15 protein-coding genes are annotated in these 13,247 nt (G+C 63.5%); 6 read left to right on the plus strand and 9 right to left on the minus strand.

The features are described 5' to 3' along the window. The first annotated feature begins 144 nt into the window (after window positions 1-144). From fdhD to NKJ75_RS23475, 6 genes are all read left to right on the plus strand, one after another. A complete protein-coding gene (fdhD, locus tag NKJ75_RS23450; protein WP_023753001.1) occupies window positions 145-975 on the plus strand; it encodes a formate dehydrogenase accessory sulfurtransferase FdhD in 831 nt (276 codons plus the stop codon). Continuing rightward, window positions 965-1,279, plus strand: coding sequence for a formate dehydrogenase subunit delta (locus NKJ75_RS23455; RefSeq protein WP_023688796.1), 315 nt, complete (start codon window positions 965-967; stop codon window positions 1,277-1,279). The genes fdhD and NKJ75_RS23455 overlap by 11 nt, the downstream gene beginning before the upstream one ends. A gap of 134 nt (window positions 1,280-1,413) precedes the next feature. Next, a complete protein-coding gene (locus NKJ75_RS23460) occupies window positions 1,414-2,967 on the plus strand; it encodes an alpha/beta fold hydrolase (RefSeq protein ID WP_023826529.1) in 1,554 nt (517 codons plus the stop codon). 110 nt (window positions 2,968-3,077) lie between these two features. Further along, a complete protein-coding gene (locus tag NKJ75_RS23465; RefSeq protein WP_023688798.1) occupies window positions 3,078-3,557 on the plus strand; it encodes a carboxymuconolactone decarboxylase family protein in 480 nt (159 codons plus the stop codon). Between the two features lie 76 nt (window positions 3,558-3,633). Beyond that, entirely contained in the window at window positions 3,634-3,996 is a 363-nt protein-coding gene (locus NKJ75_RS23470) for a nuclear transport factor 2 family protein (protein ID WP_023688799.1), read from the plus strand. Between the two features lie 54 nt (window positions 3,997-4,050). Next, window positions 4,051-4,365 (plus strand): hypothetical protein, encoded by a 315-nt coding sequence (locus NKJ75_RS23475; protein ID WP_023834344.1) that lies wholly within the window; start codon window positions 4,051-4,053, stop codon window positions 4,363-4,365. Window positions 4,366-4,393: 28 nt separating this feature from the next. Here NKJ75_RS23475 and NKJ75_RS23480 read toward each other — a convergent pair whose 3' ends face one another. The 9 genes from NKJ75_RS23480 to NKJ75_RS23520 form a co-directional block, all read right to left on the minus strand. Next, on the minus strand, window positions 4,394-5,092 hold the full coding sequence (locus NKJ75_RS23480; RefSeq protein ID WP_023834345.1) for a DUF3592 domain-containing protein: 699 nt from the start codon (window positions 5,090-5,092) through the stop codon (window positions 4,394-4,396). A gap of 153 nt (window positions 5,093-5,245) precedes the next feature. Continuing rightward, a complete protein-coding gene (locus NKJ75_RS23485; protein ID WP_023745237.1) occupies window positions 5,246-6,673 on the minus strand; it encodes a gamma-aminobutyraldehyde dehydrogenase in 1,428 nt (475 codons plus the stop codon). A gap of 104 nt (window positions 6,674-6,777) precedes the next feature. Further along, complete coding sequence (locus NKJ75_RS23490; protein WP_023673416.1) at window positions 6,778-7,593, minus strand: ABC transporter permease; 816 nt, start codon at window positions 7,591-7,593, stop codon at window positions 6,778-6,780. After that, a complete protein-coding gene (locus NKJ75_RS23495) occupies window positions 7,583-8,548 on the minus strand; it encodes an ABC transporter permease (protein ID WP_023702659.1) in 966 nt (321 codons plus the stop codon). The genes NKJ75_RS23490 and NKJ75_RS23495 overlap by 11 nt, the downstream gene beginning before the upstream one ends. 223 nt (window positions 8,549-8,771) lie before the next feature. Further along, complete coding sequence (locus NKJ75_RS23500) at window positions 8,772-9,770, minus strand: ABC transporter ATP-binding protein (protein WP_023745236.1); 999 nt, start codon at window positions 9,768-9,770, stop codon at window positions 8,772-8,774. A gap of 206 nt (window positions 9,771-9,976) precedes the next feature. Continuing rightward, the gene (locus tag NKJ75_RS23505) at window positions 9,977-11,131 is read right to left on the minus strand and encodes an ABC transporter substrate-binding protein (protein ID WP_352500259.1); all 1,155 of its coding nucleotides are present in this window, start codon (window positions 11,129-11,131) and stop codon (window positions 9,977-9,979) included. 211 nt (window positions 11,132-11,342) lie between these two features. After that, complete coding sequence (locus NKJ75_RS23510) at window positions 11,343-12,254, minus strand: LysR family transcriptional regulator (RefSeq protein ID WP_023673412.1); 912 nt, start codon at window positions 12,252-12,254, stop codon at window positions 11,343-11,345. Window positions 12,255-12,334: 80 nt separating this feature from the next. Beyond that, entirely contained in the window at window positions 12,335-12,946 is a 612-nt protein-coding gene (locus NKJ75_RS23515) for a DedA family protein (protein WP_023745235.1), read from the minus strand. Window positions 12,947-13,001: 55 nt separating this feature from the next. Further along, window positions 13,002-13,187 (minus strand): hypothetical protein, encoded by a 186-nt coding sequence (locus tag NKJ75_RS23520; protein ID WP_156933986.1) that lies wholly within the window; start codon window positions 13,185-13,187, stop codon window positions 13,002-13,004. Window positions 13,188-13,247 lie beyond the last annotated feature (60 nt).

Below are 13,247 nucleotides of genomic sequence, written 5' to 3' on the forward strand. Positions count from 1 at the left end.
GCTGTTTTTTTTTTATATGAGAGTTGTTTAGGCCCCTTCTTTATCCCGGCCTGGCGCTTTACAAGCCTCTGGGGGGTGGTTTTTTTATTGCCGCGAGCCTCCACAGCTACTGCGAAGGACGGACAGGGCAGAGGGGCGCGCCTCGTGACCCGAAAACGCCAAGCCACCACCCAAATCTCTCGCCTTGCCCACCGCGCCAGCGGCACTGCGGCGGCCAACCGCATGGTGCCGGAGGAGACGCCGGTGGCGTTCTCCTTTGCCGGCACCACCCATGCGGTGATGATGGCGAGCCCGGCCGATTTCGAGGATTTCGCGCTCGGCTTCTCTCTGACCGAAGGCATCATAGCCTTGCCTGACGAAATCGATGCGATTGAGGTCGAGGACCATGGCGCCGGCATCGATATCCAGATCCGGCTGAAGGACCAGGCCAATACGCGCTTCGAGACGCGGCGCCGGCGCTTGGCCGGGCCGGTTGGCTGCGGGCTGTGCGGCATCGAATCGATCGAGGAAGCGATGCGCTCGGTCGACAAGGTTGGTGCGTCCAAGCTTACACTTGAAGCCGACGACATCACCCGTTCGGTAAAGCTTTTGTCCAAGGTGCAGCCTCTGCATTCAGAAACCGGCGCCGTGCATGCAGCGGGCTTCTACATTCCCGGCAAAGGCATCGTCATGGCGCGCGAGGATGTCGGCCGGCACAATGCGCTGGACAAACTGGCCGGCGCGCTGGCCAAGGCCGGCATTGACGGTGCATCGGGCGCGGTGGTGGTGACATCACGCGTCTCAGTGGAGATGGTGCAGAAAACGGCGGCGATCGGCTCCGCCTTCATCATCGCCGTGTCGGCGCCGACAGCCCTTGCCATCCGCACCGCCGAAGAGGCCGGCATGACGCTGGTGGCGCTGGTGCGCGGCGACGATTTCGATGTTTTCACCCACCCGGAACGGGTGGTCTTGGGAGTTGCCCAGCATGTCGCATGACGAAGAACACATCACGAGCACCGGGGAAAAGCTGGTGCGCATGGCCAACCAGATCGCCGCCTTCTTCCATTCAAGGCCCCGCGAGGAAGGTGTGGCGGGCGTGGCCGAGCACATCAACAAGTTCTGGGAGCCCAGGATGCGCCGGCAGTTCTTCGAGATGCTGGACAGTGGCGGCGAAGGTTTTGACGAACTCGTCGTCGTGGCCTCGGCCAGGATCAAGCGGCCGAAGACCGAGGAGCAGGCCGATGTGAGCATCGGCTACGTCCAACCCACGGGTGCAGAGAGCGCCGCTCCCCAGAAATAGCCTCCCCCAGAAATGGCGGGCGAACACGGTTCGCCGCGGGCTATATTCCTGTCTTCTAAAGTTTGGCTGCCGCATCCGCCGGGCGTCTGCTATGGTCGGCGATCAGAAATCGTCTGGCCGGGCGGGATAGCAACGTGAGGCCGATCGAGACGCGATATGCCCTCAGCGGCGACGTGCGGATCGCCTATCAGGTGGTCGGCCAGGGATCGTTCGACCTGGTTTTCGTGCCCGGCTTCATCTCCAATCTCGACCTGCATTGGGAAGACGAGGGCTACGCCAGGCTCTTGAAACGGCTCTCGGCGTTCTCGCGGCTGATCCTGTTCGACAAGCGCGGCACCGGCCTGTCCGACCGCGTCGACCCACGCCACCTGCCCAGCCTCGAAACCCGCATGGACGATGTGCGCGCGGTGATGGATGCCACCGGCAGCGGCCGCGCGGCCTTGCTCGGCGCTTCGGAAGGCGCGCCGATGGCAATGTTGTTTGCCGCCACCTATCCGGAACGGACACGAGCGCTGGCGCTCTATGGCGGTTATGCGCATTTCCACAAATGGGTGATGTCGCCGGAGCGCCTCGAGGCCTTCATCGCGAAGGCCGGCACGGAATGGGGCACGGGCGCCACACTGCCCAACTTCGCTCCCGGCCGGGTAGATGATGCGCATTTCACCCAGTGGTGGGCCCGCTTCGAGCGGCTGTCGGCCAGTCCGACGGCAGCGGCAGCCCTTGCCCGGATGAATGCCGGAATCGATGTGCGCGGCGTGCTTTCGGCTATCGGCGCACCGACACTGCTCATTCATCGCCGCAACGACGCGCGGGTCGACCCGGACGCCAGCCGCTTCCTGGCGAAAAACATCTCGAATGCGCGACTGGTCGAGGTCCCCGGGCGCGATCACCCGATCTGGACCGGCGATGTCGACCGGGTGGCCGACCTGATCGAGGAATTCCTGACCGGCGAGCGTGCGGTGGCCGAAGCGGAGCGCGTGCTTGCCGCTCTTCTGGCGACACGCATCTACGACACGGCGCGGGTTGGCGACCGCATGTGGAGCGAACGTAGCGAGCGCTTCCAGGAGAGCTGGCGGCAGCTGGTCGGCCGTCATGGCGGACGCGTCGCCGGCATCCATGGCGAATTGATGATCTCGCGCTTCGACGGGCCGGCGCGGGCCATACGCTGCGCGGCGGCACTGCGCGATGCGGCGCAACATATGGGCGTTGCAAGCGCCCAGGGCGCCCATGTCGGTGAGGTCGAAATGCGCGGGCCGCCGGTGGGGCTGATGGCACGGGTGACGATGCAGATCGCCGCCCATGCCGGGCGCGGCGATATTCTGGCGTCGCGTCTGGCCGCCGATCTGGCGGCGGGGTCCGGCCTGCATTTCATCGATGCCGGGCGTGTCACGGTGGATGAGCTGGACGAGCCGCTGGCGCTGGTCCAGGCGACGTCGGAACAGCACCTGGAGCCGGCCTGCCGCCCCAAGGCGAAACCCGCCGAGCCGGCTCAACTGACGGCGCGCGAAAGCGAGGTGGTGATCCTGATCGCCGACGGCAAGAGCAATGCCGCGATCGCCGCCGAGCTGAGGCTCAGCGAGCATACGGTCAAGCGTCATGTCGCCAACATATTGCTGAAGCTCGATTTGCCCTCACGGGCGGCGGCAGCGGCATTTTCCGCCAGGCAGGCTGGCCCGGACGGGCCATAGGGACCATGGCGCTTTCGGGCGAAGCGGCCAGGTGGGGTCGAGGCGTACCAATTCTCTCCATGCAGGCCAGGCGGATGTCGCCGGGAAAGGCACTGCGGATGGAGGATGCAATGCTGAAGTCAAACAGGTCGATCAAATCGCTGGTGATAGCGGCAGGCGTTGGCGCGCTGTTCACGATCGCTCCCGCCAGAGCCGAGGATGCCTCGGCGGCCGCCGCCTACAAGGACATCGAGGCGACGCTCGGCTCAGTGCCGGACATGTTCAAGACGCTGCCCGATGTCGCGGTTGCCGGCGCCTGGGCCGAGATCAAGGGTGTGCAGCTCAACCCCAAGACCGCGCTCGACGGCAAGACCAAGGAACTGCTGGGGCTGGCCGTCGCCTCGCAGATCCCCTGCCAGTACTGCATCTATTTCCACACCGAGGCCGCCAAGCTCAATGGCGCGACCGATGAGGAGATCAAGGAGGCGATCGCGATGGCGGCGATCGTGCGCCACTGGTCGACGATGCTCAACGGCAGCCAGGTCGATTTCGCGACCTTCAAACAACAGACCGACGGCGTGTTCGCAGCCGTCAAAGCCAAGTCGCAGTGAAAGAAAATGCCGGGCGGTGCGCCGGGCATTGCTTGTGATCATTCAACCGCCCGATCAACGGGCCATGGAGGAGAAGATGCTGACCAAGACGCAGAGCGTGGACGGCGCGGCGATCAAGAAAGCGATCGAAGGACGGGACGGCAGGATGCTCGCTAGCTTCTATGCCGACGACGCACTGGTGCGGGTGATCGACCGCAACAATCCACCGAGCAAGCCGCGCGAGATCCGCGGCCGGGCGGCGATCAGCACCTTCTGGGACGACATCTGCAGCCGGGCGATGACCCACAAGGTCGACACCACCATCGCCGATGGCGACAATCTCGCCTTCACCCAGGCCTGCGCCTATCCGGACGGAACGAAAGTGTTCTGCGCGGCGATGCTGGAGCTGAAGAATGGGCGGATTGCACGACAGACCGTCGTGCAGGCCTGGGACGAGTAGTTCCACCGCGGAAAGATCAACCGCGGTTGGGCCGCAAAACTGGAGGAGACAAAAATGTTCAGCGCCAGATGGCAGATCGACGCCAAGTTCGGGCACAAGCAGACCGTGCTCGACCTGTTGAAGAAATGGGAACGCGAGATCGGCTCTCAGGTCGGCATTGCCGATCTCGAGTTCCAGATCATGACCGGTTCGATCGGAGCTCGGGAAGCGACGGTCGAATCGCATCATCAGGTCGAAAGCCTTGCCCAGCTGGAGGGTTTCTTCGCCAGGATCGGCATGATCGACGCCCACGCCAAATGGGGCAAGGAGATGGAGCCCTACGTCGTTTCAGGCACCAGCCTTTGGAACATCTACCGCATCGTGGAGTAGCCGTGGCAGGTGCAGCAGTTTTCGGCCATCAGTTGCGGCGGCCGAAACTCGTCCGCTGCCCGGAAAACCGCCCTTCCCTGGCCAATCCGGCAGCCGCGACACGTGCCGGCTGATTGGGCAATGTGGCCTGCTTGGCCAGGGCCGCCGCTATCAAGGCGTCGGCCTGGCGCGCGCGCTGGTCCGCGCCGGCATCTCCGGCAGGGTTGCCCGCCACGGCGGAGGTCGACATCCGCCAGCGGGGTTTGAAAGCAAGATAGAGAAGCAACGCGCCGAGCAGTCCAGCCCCAATGACGATCGTCAAACGCGTGCCGGTCATGCCGGTGCGTTCGATCTGGGTGGGGTTGGCGGGGTTCTGGACGACGGTGAGCTTGTCGCCGACCTGCGGTTCGCGGGCACCGTTCTTGTTCAGCTCCATCGTGGCCTCGACGGCGTCGGCGCCGGTGCCGACGCGCAAGGTGCCGGTGAATTTCTGGGTCACCTTCCACTCTTTGTCAGCATGAACCGTCTTGAACGCATCCACCAGTTCGCACGGGATCGTGGCGGTGCTGACGGTCTTGTAGACAATCTTGTGGGTGGTCGATTCCATGTCGCATTCGACATTGACCGCGAGGATTTCAGCAGGCGCCTCGGGCCAGCCGCTCTTCTTGATCATGTCCTTGCCGCCGAACACAGCGATCAGCAGACAGAAGCCGCCAATGAGTACCAGCTTGATCTTGGTCGTGTTCATGCGCAAACCCCTCGCCGCGCGGTTTCCCGGCAAGAGGCTGCTCGTTCAGGTTGAATATTCAGTAAATCGTGAACTCCCGCCGTACCGCAAAAGTAACTCACGATTAATATACAGAAAACGCGGTGGCGAATATTTTAGAGATAGTGGCGGCCTCTACCCATGCGCCACCATCACATGACGAACGGCGGTATAATCCTCCAGCGCATAGAGAGACATGTCCTTGCCGTAGCCGGACTGCTTCAACCCGCCATGCGGCATCTCGTTGGTCAGCATGAAATGGGTGTTGATCCAGGTGCAGCCATATTGCAGACGGGCGGCCGTCGCCATGGCGCGCGAGACGTTCTTGGTCCACACCGAGGATGCCAGGCCGTAGTCGCTGTCATTGGCCCAGTTCACGGCTTCATCGACTTCGGAGAAGCGGGTGATGGAGACGACCGGACCGAACACTTCGCGGCGCACGATCTCGTCTTCCTGCAGCGCGCCGGCAACCACCGTCGGCTGGTAATAGAAGCCGGAGCCTTCGCCGGGCTTGCCGCCGGTGGTGATCTCGATGTGCTTCAGTTCCGAAGCGCGCTCGACGAAGCTCGAGACGCGATCGCGCTGGCGGCGCGAGATCAGCGGCCCGATCTCGTTTTTGGTGTCATCGGGCTGGTTGTATTTGATGGTCGAGACGGCAGATGAGAGATCGGCGACGAGCTTGTCGTAGATCTTCTTGCCGGCATAGATGCGGCAGGCGGCTGTACAATCCTGCCCGGCATTGTAGTAGCCGAAAGCGCGCAGGCCGTTGACCACGGCGCCAAGGTCGGCGTCGTCGAAAACGATGACCGGCGCCTTGCCGCCGAGTTCCAGATGCGTGCGCTTGACCGACTTGGCGGCGGCCTGCAGCACCTTCTTGCCCGTGGCGACGTCGCCGGTGATCGAAATCATGTTGACCTTGGCGTGATTAATCAGCGTGTTGCCAACGCTGTCGCCGCGGCCGAGCACGACATTGACGACGCCCTCGGGCAGAACCTCGGCCAGGATCCTGGCCAGCTTCAGCGCCGTCAGCGGCGTCTGCTCCGACGGCTTGAAGACGACGGTGTTGCCGCCGGCAATGGCCGGCGCCAGCTTCCAGGCCATCATCATCAGTGGATAGTTCCACGGCGCGATGGAAGCGACGATGCCGATCGGATCGCGCCGCACCATCGAGGTGTGGCCGGGAATGTATTCGCCGGCGACCACGCCCGGCATCGAACGCACAGCGCCGGCAAAGAAACGATAGCAGTCGACGATCGCCGGGATCTCGTCATTGAGCACGGCGTTGATCGGCTTGCCGCAATTCAGCGCCTCGAGCGCCGCGAACTCCCGCGCGTTGGCCTCGATGCGGTCGGCGATCTTGAGGAGATAGCCGGAGCGCTGCGCCGGCGTTGTGCGTGACCACAAGACGAACGCTCGCCCGGCGGCAGTAACAGCCGCCTCGATCTGCGCCTGGCTGGCTTCAGGCAGGTTGAGAATGGTCGCCCCGGTCTTTGGATTCAGAATCGGCTCCTCGGTCTCGGTGCCGTTCTCGAACTTCGAGCCGATCAGCATCTGGGTGTCCATGCGGGTTCTCCTTGGTCAGGAGCGAGTAGCGAATAGCGAGTAGCGAATAGGGCTGGTCGTGCAATCTCCCTATTCGCTATTCGCTACTCCCTATTCGCTGTTCTTCATTTGCCCGAACCGGCGATCTGGTCGCCGTCGCGGGTCAGGTAATAGGCGGCAAGGATGGGCAGCAGCGTCACCAGCACCACGACCATGGCGACGACATTGGTGACCGGACGCTGGCGTGGGCGGATCAGCTCTTCCAGCATCCAGATCGGCACGGTCTGCTGCTGGCCGGCGGTGAAGGTGGTGACGATGACCTCGTCGAAGGAGAGCGCGAAGGCGAGCATCCCCCCGGCAAGCAGAGCGGTGGCGATGTTGGGCAGCACGACGTGCCGGAAGGTCTGGAAGCCGTCGGCGCCGAGATCCATCGAGGCCTCGATCATTGAGCCGGAAGTGCGGCGGAAACGGGCGACCGCATTGTTGTAGACGACGACAACGCAGAAGGTGGCGTGGCCGAGCACGATCGTCCAGAACGAGAACGGGATGTCGGCTAGCGAGAAGGCCGAGCGCAACGCGATGCCGGTGATGATGCCGGGCAGCGCGATCGGCAGGATGACGAGCAGCGAGATCGTCTCGCGGCCGAAGAATTTCGTCCGTGACACGGCGGCGGCGCACAGCGTGCCCAGTATCAAGGCAATCGCGGTCGAGATGGCGGCGACACGGACCGAAAGCGACAGCGCCTGCCAGACATCCGGCCGGTTCCAGGTGACGGCGAACCATTGTGTGGTCAGCCCCGGCGGCGGCCAGACGAAGCTCTTCTCTTCCGTGGTGAAGGCGTAGACGAAGATCAACAAGATCGGCAGATGCAGGAACAGCAGGCCGCAGGCGGCAGCGATCTTGAGGCCGAGCGGAGCGGATTGCGAACCGTCAGAGCGCATCGAAGGCCCCCATGCGCTTGGCGCCCCAGAGATAGAAACCCATGATGACGATGGGCACGACGGTGAAGGCTGCGGCGAGCGGGATGTTGCCGGCTGTGCCTTGCTGCGAATAGACGGCCTGCCCGATGAACAGCCGCGATGTGCCGATGATCTGTGGGATGATGTAGTCGCCCAGCGTCAGCGAGAAGGTGAAGATCGAGCCGGCGACGATGCCGGGCAGCGCCAGCGGGAACAGCACGTTGCGGAAGGTCTGGCCCGGCGATGCGCCGAGATCGGAGGACGCCTCGACCAGATTGCCGGGCACGCGCTCCAATGCCGCCTGCACCGGCAGGATCATGAACGGCAGCCAGACATAGACGAAAGCGATGAAGGTCCCGGTGGCGGAGACCGACAAAGAGTTGCCGCCGACGACCGGCAGCGACAGCCAGCCATCGAGCACCCAGAGCAGATGCAATTTGGCGAGCAGCCAGGTCAAAATGCCTTCCTTGGCGAGGATCAGCTTCCAGGCGTAGATCTTGACGAGGTAACTCGACCATAGCGGCAGCATGACGCCGAGATAGAACAGCGCCTTCCAGCGGCCGCGGGCATAGCGCGCCGCATAATAGGCGATCGGGAAGGCGATGACGGCCGAGGCCAGCGTGACCAGCACCGCCATCGTCACCGTGCGCAGGATGATGTCGAGATTGGCGGGCTGGAACAGGTCGCCATAGGTCTTCAGCGTGAATTCGTGGTTGATGAGGCCGGAGAACTCGTCGATCGAAAAAAAGCTCTGCGCCAGAAGTGCGAACAACGAGCCGATATAGACAACGCCGAGCCATAGAACCGGCGGCAGCAGCATGAGGAACAGCAGCAGTTGCGGCTTGCGCCAGAAAAGGTCCGACAGTGCGCCGCGCATGCCACCGCTGCCGGGCAGGATGGCGGGGGCGGAGGTTGAGTTGAGCGCGGCGATGGTCATGGGGCGACCGCGGCGATTGGATCAATGGCGGCCAGGCCGCGATCCGTCACACCCCCCTCTGTCCTGCCGGACATCTCCCCCTCAAGGGGGGAGATCAGCAATTTTTCGGCCTCGCCAATTCCGCCACGTTGGAGATTGGCGAAACCGGAAGGAACAGCCGATCTCCCCCCTTGAGGGGGAGATGTCCGGCAGGACAGAGGGGGGTGCTTGGCGCAAACCTCAATCATGCCGGCTCGTCCATCAAATGCAAATGCTCGCGGTTGAACGTCAGCACCACCGCTTCGCCTTCCGCCGGCAGCTTTGTCCCGGCCGGCACGATGGCGTGCAGCCTCAACCCGTCGGCGTCGAGCGCCAGCTTGGTCGTAGCGCCGAGATAGTTGGTTCCGACCAGGCGCGCGGCGACGCCCTCGCCTTTGGCGGCGCGGCCGATGCGGATGGATTCGGGACGCAGGCTGCCCCAGCGGTGCTGGCCGGAATAGCGCTGGACGAAGTCCGGCGGCAGTACGTTGGAGGAGCCGACGAAATCGGCGACGAAGCGGGTCTTCGGCCGCTGGTAGATGTCTTCCGGCGTGCCGATCTGCATGATCTTGCCGTCATTGAAGACGGCGACGCGGTCGGCCATCGACAGCGCTTCGCCCTGGTCGTGGGTGACGAAGACGAAGGTGATGCCGAGCGCCTTCTGCAGCGACTTCAGCTCTTCCTGCATGTTCTCGCGCAGTTTGAGATCGAGCGCGCCGAGCGGCTCGTCGAGCAGAAGCACCTTGGGCTGGTTGACCAGCGCACGGGCCAGCGCCACGCGCTGGCGCTGGCCGCCGGAGAGCTGGCCGGGACGGCGGGCGCCATAGCCTGGAAGCCGCACCAATGACAGCGCCTCTTCCGCCGCCTTCTGCCGCTGCGGCTTGGCGACGCCCTTGACCATCAGCCCGTAGGCGACATTGTCCAGCACGTTCAGATGCGGGAACAGCGCGTAGTCTTGGAACACGGTGTTGACGTTGCGACGATAGGGCGGCATGCCCTCGGCGCGGTCGCCGAAGATCGAGATCGAGCCCGAGGTCGGCTGCTCGAAGCCGGCGATGAGGCGCAGGCAGGTCGTCTTGCCGGACCCCGACGGACCGAGCATGGCGAAGAACTCGCCCGGCACGATATCGAGATCGACCGCATCGACGGCGCGCACGCTGCCGAAATGGCGAGAGACTTTCTGGAAGGAAACGGCCGATGTCATGGGCTGTCCGTCTGTTGCCGGTTTGTGTTCGTCGAAATAGCTCTTGCCGCCACCAATCAGGCCAGCGGGCACGGCACTTCACCTCCCCCTCGATGGGGGAGGTCGCGGCGAAGCCGCGGGTGGGGTGACTAGCACCGGACGTCAGCGTTGCCCCCACCCCGACGCTGCGCGTCGACCCTCCCCACTAGGGGGAGGGTTAAGGGAGCTCACCGCCCGCCGATGACGCCGATATAGTCGGACACCCAGCGGTAGTAGGGCACGCAGTGGTCGTTCTGGGTGGCGCACTTCGAGACCGGCGTCTTCCAGAACTTGATCTTGTCGAAGTTCTCGTAGCCGTTGGTCTTGCAGCCTTCCTCGCCGAGCAGCTCGTTGCCCTTGCAGGCAGCGGGCACCACGGGGAGCGAGCCGAACCAGGCCGAGACATCGCCTTGCACCTTGGGCGACAGCGAATGCTCAAGCCACATATAGGCGCAGTTGGGATGCGCGGCGTCGGCCTCCATCATGGTGGTGTCGGCCCAGCCGGTGACGCCTTCTTCCGGCACGGTCGAGGCGACCGGCTTCTTGGCGGCAACCAGCGTGTTGACCTGGTAAGGCCACGAACCGGAAGCGACGACGCCTTCGTTCTGGAAGTCGTCGACCTGGATGGCGGCGTCATGCCAGTAGCGGCCGACCAGCGTCCGCTGAACACGCAGCAGCTCGAGCGCTGCCTTGTACTGGTCTTCGTTCAGTTCGTACGGGTCCTTGATGCCGAGTTCCGGCTTGTGGAACATCAAATAGTTGGCGGCGTCGGCGATGTGGATCGGGCCGTCATAGGCCTGGACGCGGCCCTTGTTGGACTTGCCGTCCGGCAGGTTCATTTCCTCGAAGACGACGTTCCAGCTTTTGGGCGCTTCCTTGAAGACATCGGTGTTGTACATCAGGATGTTCGGGCCCCACTGATAGGGAACGCCGTAATGCACCTTGTCGACGGTGAACCAGGGCGCATCCTTCAGACGGTCGTCTACCGCCTTCCAGCTCGGGATGAGATCGGTGTTGATCGGCTGCACGCGCTTGCCGGCAACGAGGCGCAGCGAGGCGTCACCCGAAGCGGTGACTAGATCGAACCCACCCTCATTCATCAGCGAGACCATCTCGTCGGAGGTGTTCGCGGTCTTGACGTTGACCTTGCAGCCGCTCTCCTTCTCGAAGGAGGTCACCCAGTCATAGCCCTTGTCGGTTTCGCCGCGCTCGATGTACCCCGGCCAGGCAACGATGCTGACCTCCCCTTCGCCCTTGCCAAGTTCCTTGACCTTGGCGACGGCCTGACCGGAAAAGGTCAGCGCGACCGTCAAGGCGGTGCACGTCTTCAGGAATGAATTCATCGTCAATCTCCCATTTTGGCGCCTGACTGCGAAGCGAGTCGCCGCCGCGGTCAGCCGCAGGCTGAAAAGCGTCAGTTCATCCGATGGCACGTTGCCGCTCTGATGGCGGCTTTCGTCCCTGACATGAAAAGTGCTCGGAAAATTCCGGTTTCGCAAATTCATTTATCAGAAACGCGATATCGGTTTTTCCGATAGATAACCACGCACCCTATCAACGCTGCTGGCGTACCATACGCTGCGACTGGGCAAGGCCGATGAAGTCGCGCGACGCCTGCGGCAGACCGGAGCCGCGGCGCCAGACCATGCCGACCTGGACGACCGGCAGGGAACCCGAAATGTCGCGCGATTCGATGCGGTCGCCTTCCAGCGACCACGGCCGGTAGACTAGGTCGGGCAGCAACGCCACGCCCGCACCTGTGGCGACGAGGCTGCGAACGGCTTCGACCGAGCGGGTGCGAAAGGCGACATGCGGCCTGGCGCCGATCGCCGCCAGAAGCTTGCCGGTGTTCTCCTCGATCTCGTCGACGGTCAGCATGATCAGCGGCTCGCCGGCAATGTCGCCTATGCCGATAATGTCGGCGCTGGCCAGCTTGTGGCCGAGCGGGACCCACAGCCGGTAGGCCGAGACCTCGAGGATTTCCGACTGCAGAGCGGTGCGGTCGCGCAAATTGGAGGTGACCATGACGGCAATGTCGAGCTTGCCGCCGATCAGCAGATGTTCGAGATAGTCGCCATTGTCCTCGATGGCCGAGACATCGACGCCGGGATAGGCGCGGCGGTAGCGCGCCAGCAGATCGGACAGCACATAGCCCGCGACCAGCGAGGTGACGCCGAGCTGCAGCCGCCCGCCGGCCACCACCTGGTCGTCGGAAAAAGCGCGGCGCGCGTCGGAGACGTCGGCCAGGATCTTGGTCGCATGGCGCAGGAACTGGTGGCCTTTGTGGGTAATGTTGAGGCCACGCGGATGGCGCTCGAACAATTCGACGCCGAGATCGCTCTCCAGCTCCTTGATCGCCTCGGTGACCGAGGATTGCGAGATGGAGAGGTTTTGTGCGGCGCCCGACACCGTGCCTTGCTCGGCGACGGCAATGAAGAACTGCAGCTGGCGGATGGTGAAAGCCATGGCCGGACTAAACACCGGCGCGCCGGGGAAGGAAAGCCGAAGGCGGAGCTTATACCCATACGGCTTGAGGCGCCTCCTGGTCAGCCGAACCCGAGGCACCGCCGGCAGGCAGGACCGTAGCGAAGCGCGAGCATGAACGCCGTCTCCAGCGCCAGGACGATGACGATGATGCGAAAGCCGATGGCATAGGAATCCCGGCCGCTGCCGCGCATAAGGTAGCCGGTGACGAGGAAGCCGGTGTTCCATAGCGTGGCGCCGAGCAGCGTCGCCGCCGCGAAGGGCAAGAGTGGAAGACGGAGCGCGCCGGCCGCGATCGGCAGATAGTTGCGAACCGTCGGGATGAACTGCGCCAGCAAGGAGACCCGGACATGATGGCGGCGGTAGGCCTGACCAAGCTTGCTGTAGGTCGCATAGCGCAAGCAGACATATTTGCCGAAACGCTCGACCAGCCTGTCGGCACGATCCAATCCAATCCTACGGCCCACACTATACCAGACAAGGCAGCCTGTGATGGCGGACAGCGTCGTCACCAGAAGCAGGATCGCCAGCGCCAGGAGATCGGAGGCTGCCGTCATGCCGAGGAACAGCAGCAGCACATGCGAGGGCGGCAGCGGCAGGATCTTTTCAGTGAAGGCGAGACAGCCGACACCAAGCAGGCCGAAGCCCAGGATCGCCGATAGTGGATCAGTCATGCGAAGCGCCAGTCATAGGTTTTGAGGTTCTTGATCCTGGACACCTTATACACCGTCATACACCGTCGCCGGCGGAAAGTTGCGGAATGTCCGGCCAAGCCGGGTCCGCTTCCAGGTCGGAGCGCGCAAGCGTCCAGGAAAGACAAGGCATCGTTTGCAGCATGGTGGCCTCATTGCTGATGCGGGCGATTCGCCCGGCCCGCATTTCGACGAGGCGCTGTTTGCGGCTGCCAAGTTGCATGGACATTGCGAAGAGCGGGATGATTGAAAAACAATTTTTCACCAGAACGACATCTTATGC

Source organism: Mesorhizobium sp. M0058, assembly GCF_040323095.1.
Lineage (GTDB): Bacteria > Pseudomonadota > Alphaproteobacteria > Rhizobiales > Rhizobiaceae > Mesorhizobium.

Bases quoted from the DNA above. Each gene is read 5' to 3' on its own strand.
- NKJ75_RS23455 (WP_023688796.1), top strand. From the start codon at position 965: ATGTCGCATGACGAAGAACACATCACGAGCACCGGGGAAAAGCTGGTG.
- NKJ75_RS23465 (WP_023688798.1), top strand. From the start codon at position 3,078: ATGCTGAAGTCAAACAGGTCGATCAAATCGCTGGTGATAGCGGCAGGC.
- NKJ75_RS23470 (WP_023688799.1), top strand. From the start codon at position 3,634: ATGCTGACCAAGACGCAGAGCGTGGACGGCGCGGCGATCAAGAAAGCG.
- NKJ75_RS23475 (WP_023834344.1), top strand. From the start codon at position 4,051: ATGTTCAGCGCCAGATGGCAGATCGACGCCAAGTTCGGGCACAAGCAG.
- NKJ75_RS23480 (WP_023834345.1), bottom strand. From the start codon at position 5,092: ATGAACACGACCAAGATCAAGCTGGTACTCATTGGCGGCTTCTGTCTG.
- NKJ75_RS23485 (WP_023745237.1), bottom strand. From the start codon at position 6,673: ATGGACACCCAGATGCTGATCGGCTCGAAGTTCGAGAACGGCACCGAG.
- NKJ75_RS23490 (WP_023673416.1), bottom strand. From the start codon at position 7,593: ATGCGCTCTGACGGTTCGCAATCCGCTCCGCTCGGCCTCAAGATCGCT.
- NKJ75_RS23495 (WP_023702659.1), bottom strand. From the start codon at position 8,548: ATGACCATCGCCGCGCTCAACTCAACCTCCGCCCCCGCCATCCTGCCC.
- NKJ75_RS23500 (WP_023745236.1), bottom strand. From the start codon at position 9,770: ATGACATCGGCCGTTTCCTTCCAGAAAGTCTCTCGCCATTTCGGCAGC.
- NKJ75_RS23505 (WP_352500259.1), bottom strand. From the start codon at position 11,131: ATGAATTCATTCCTGAAGACGTGCACCGCCTTGACGGTCGCGCTGACC.
- NKJ75_RS23510 (WP_023673412.1), bottom strand. From the start codon at position 12,254: ATGGCTTTCACCATCCGCCAGCTGCAGTTCTTCATTGCCGTCGCCGAG.
- NKJ75_RS23515 (WP_023745235.1), bottom strand. From the start codon at position 12,946: ATGACTGATCCACTATCGGCGATCCTGGGCTTCGGCCTGCTTGGTGTC.
- NKJ75_RS23520 (WP_156933986.1), bottom strand. From the start codon at position 13,187: ATGCAACTTGGCAGCCGCAAACAGCGCCTCGTCGAAATGCGGGCCGGG.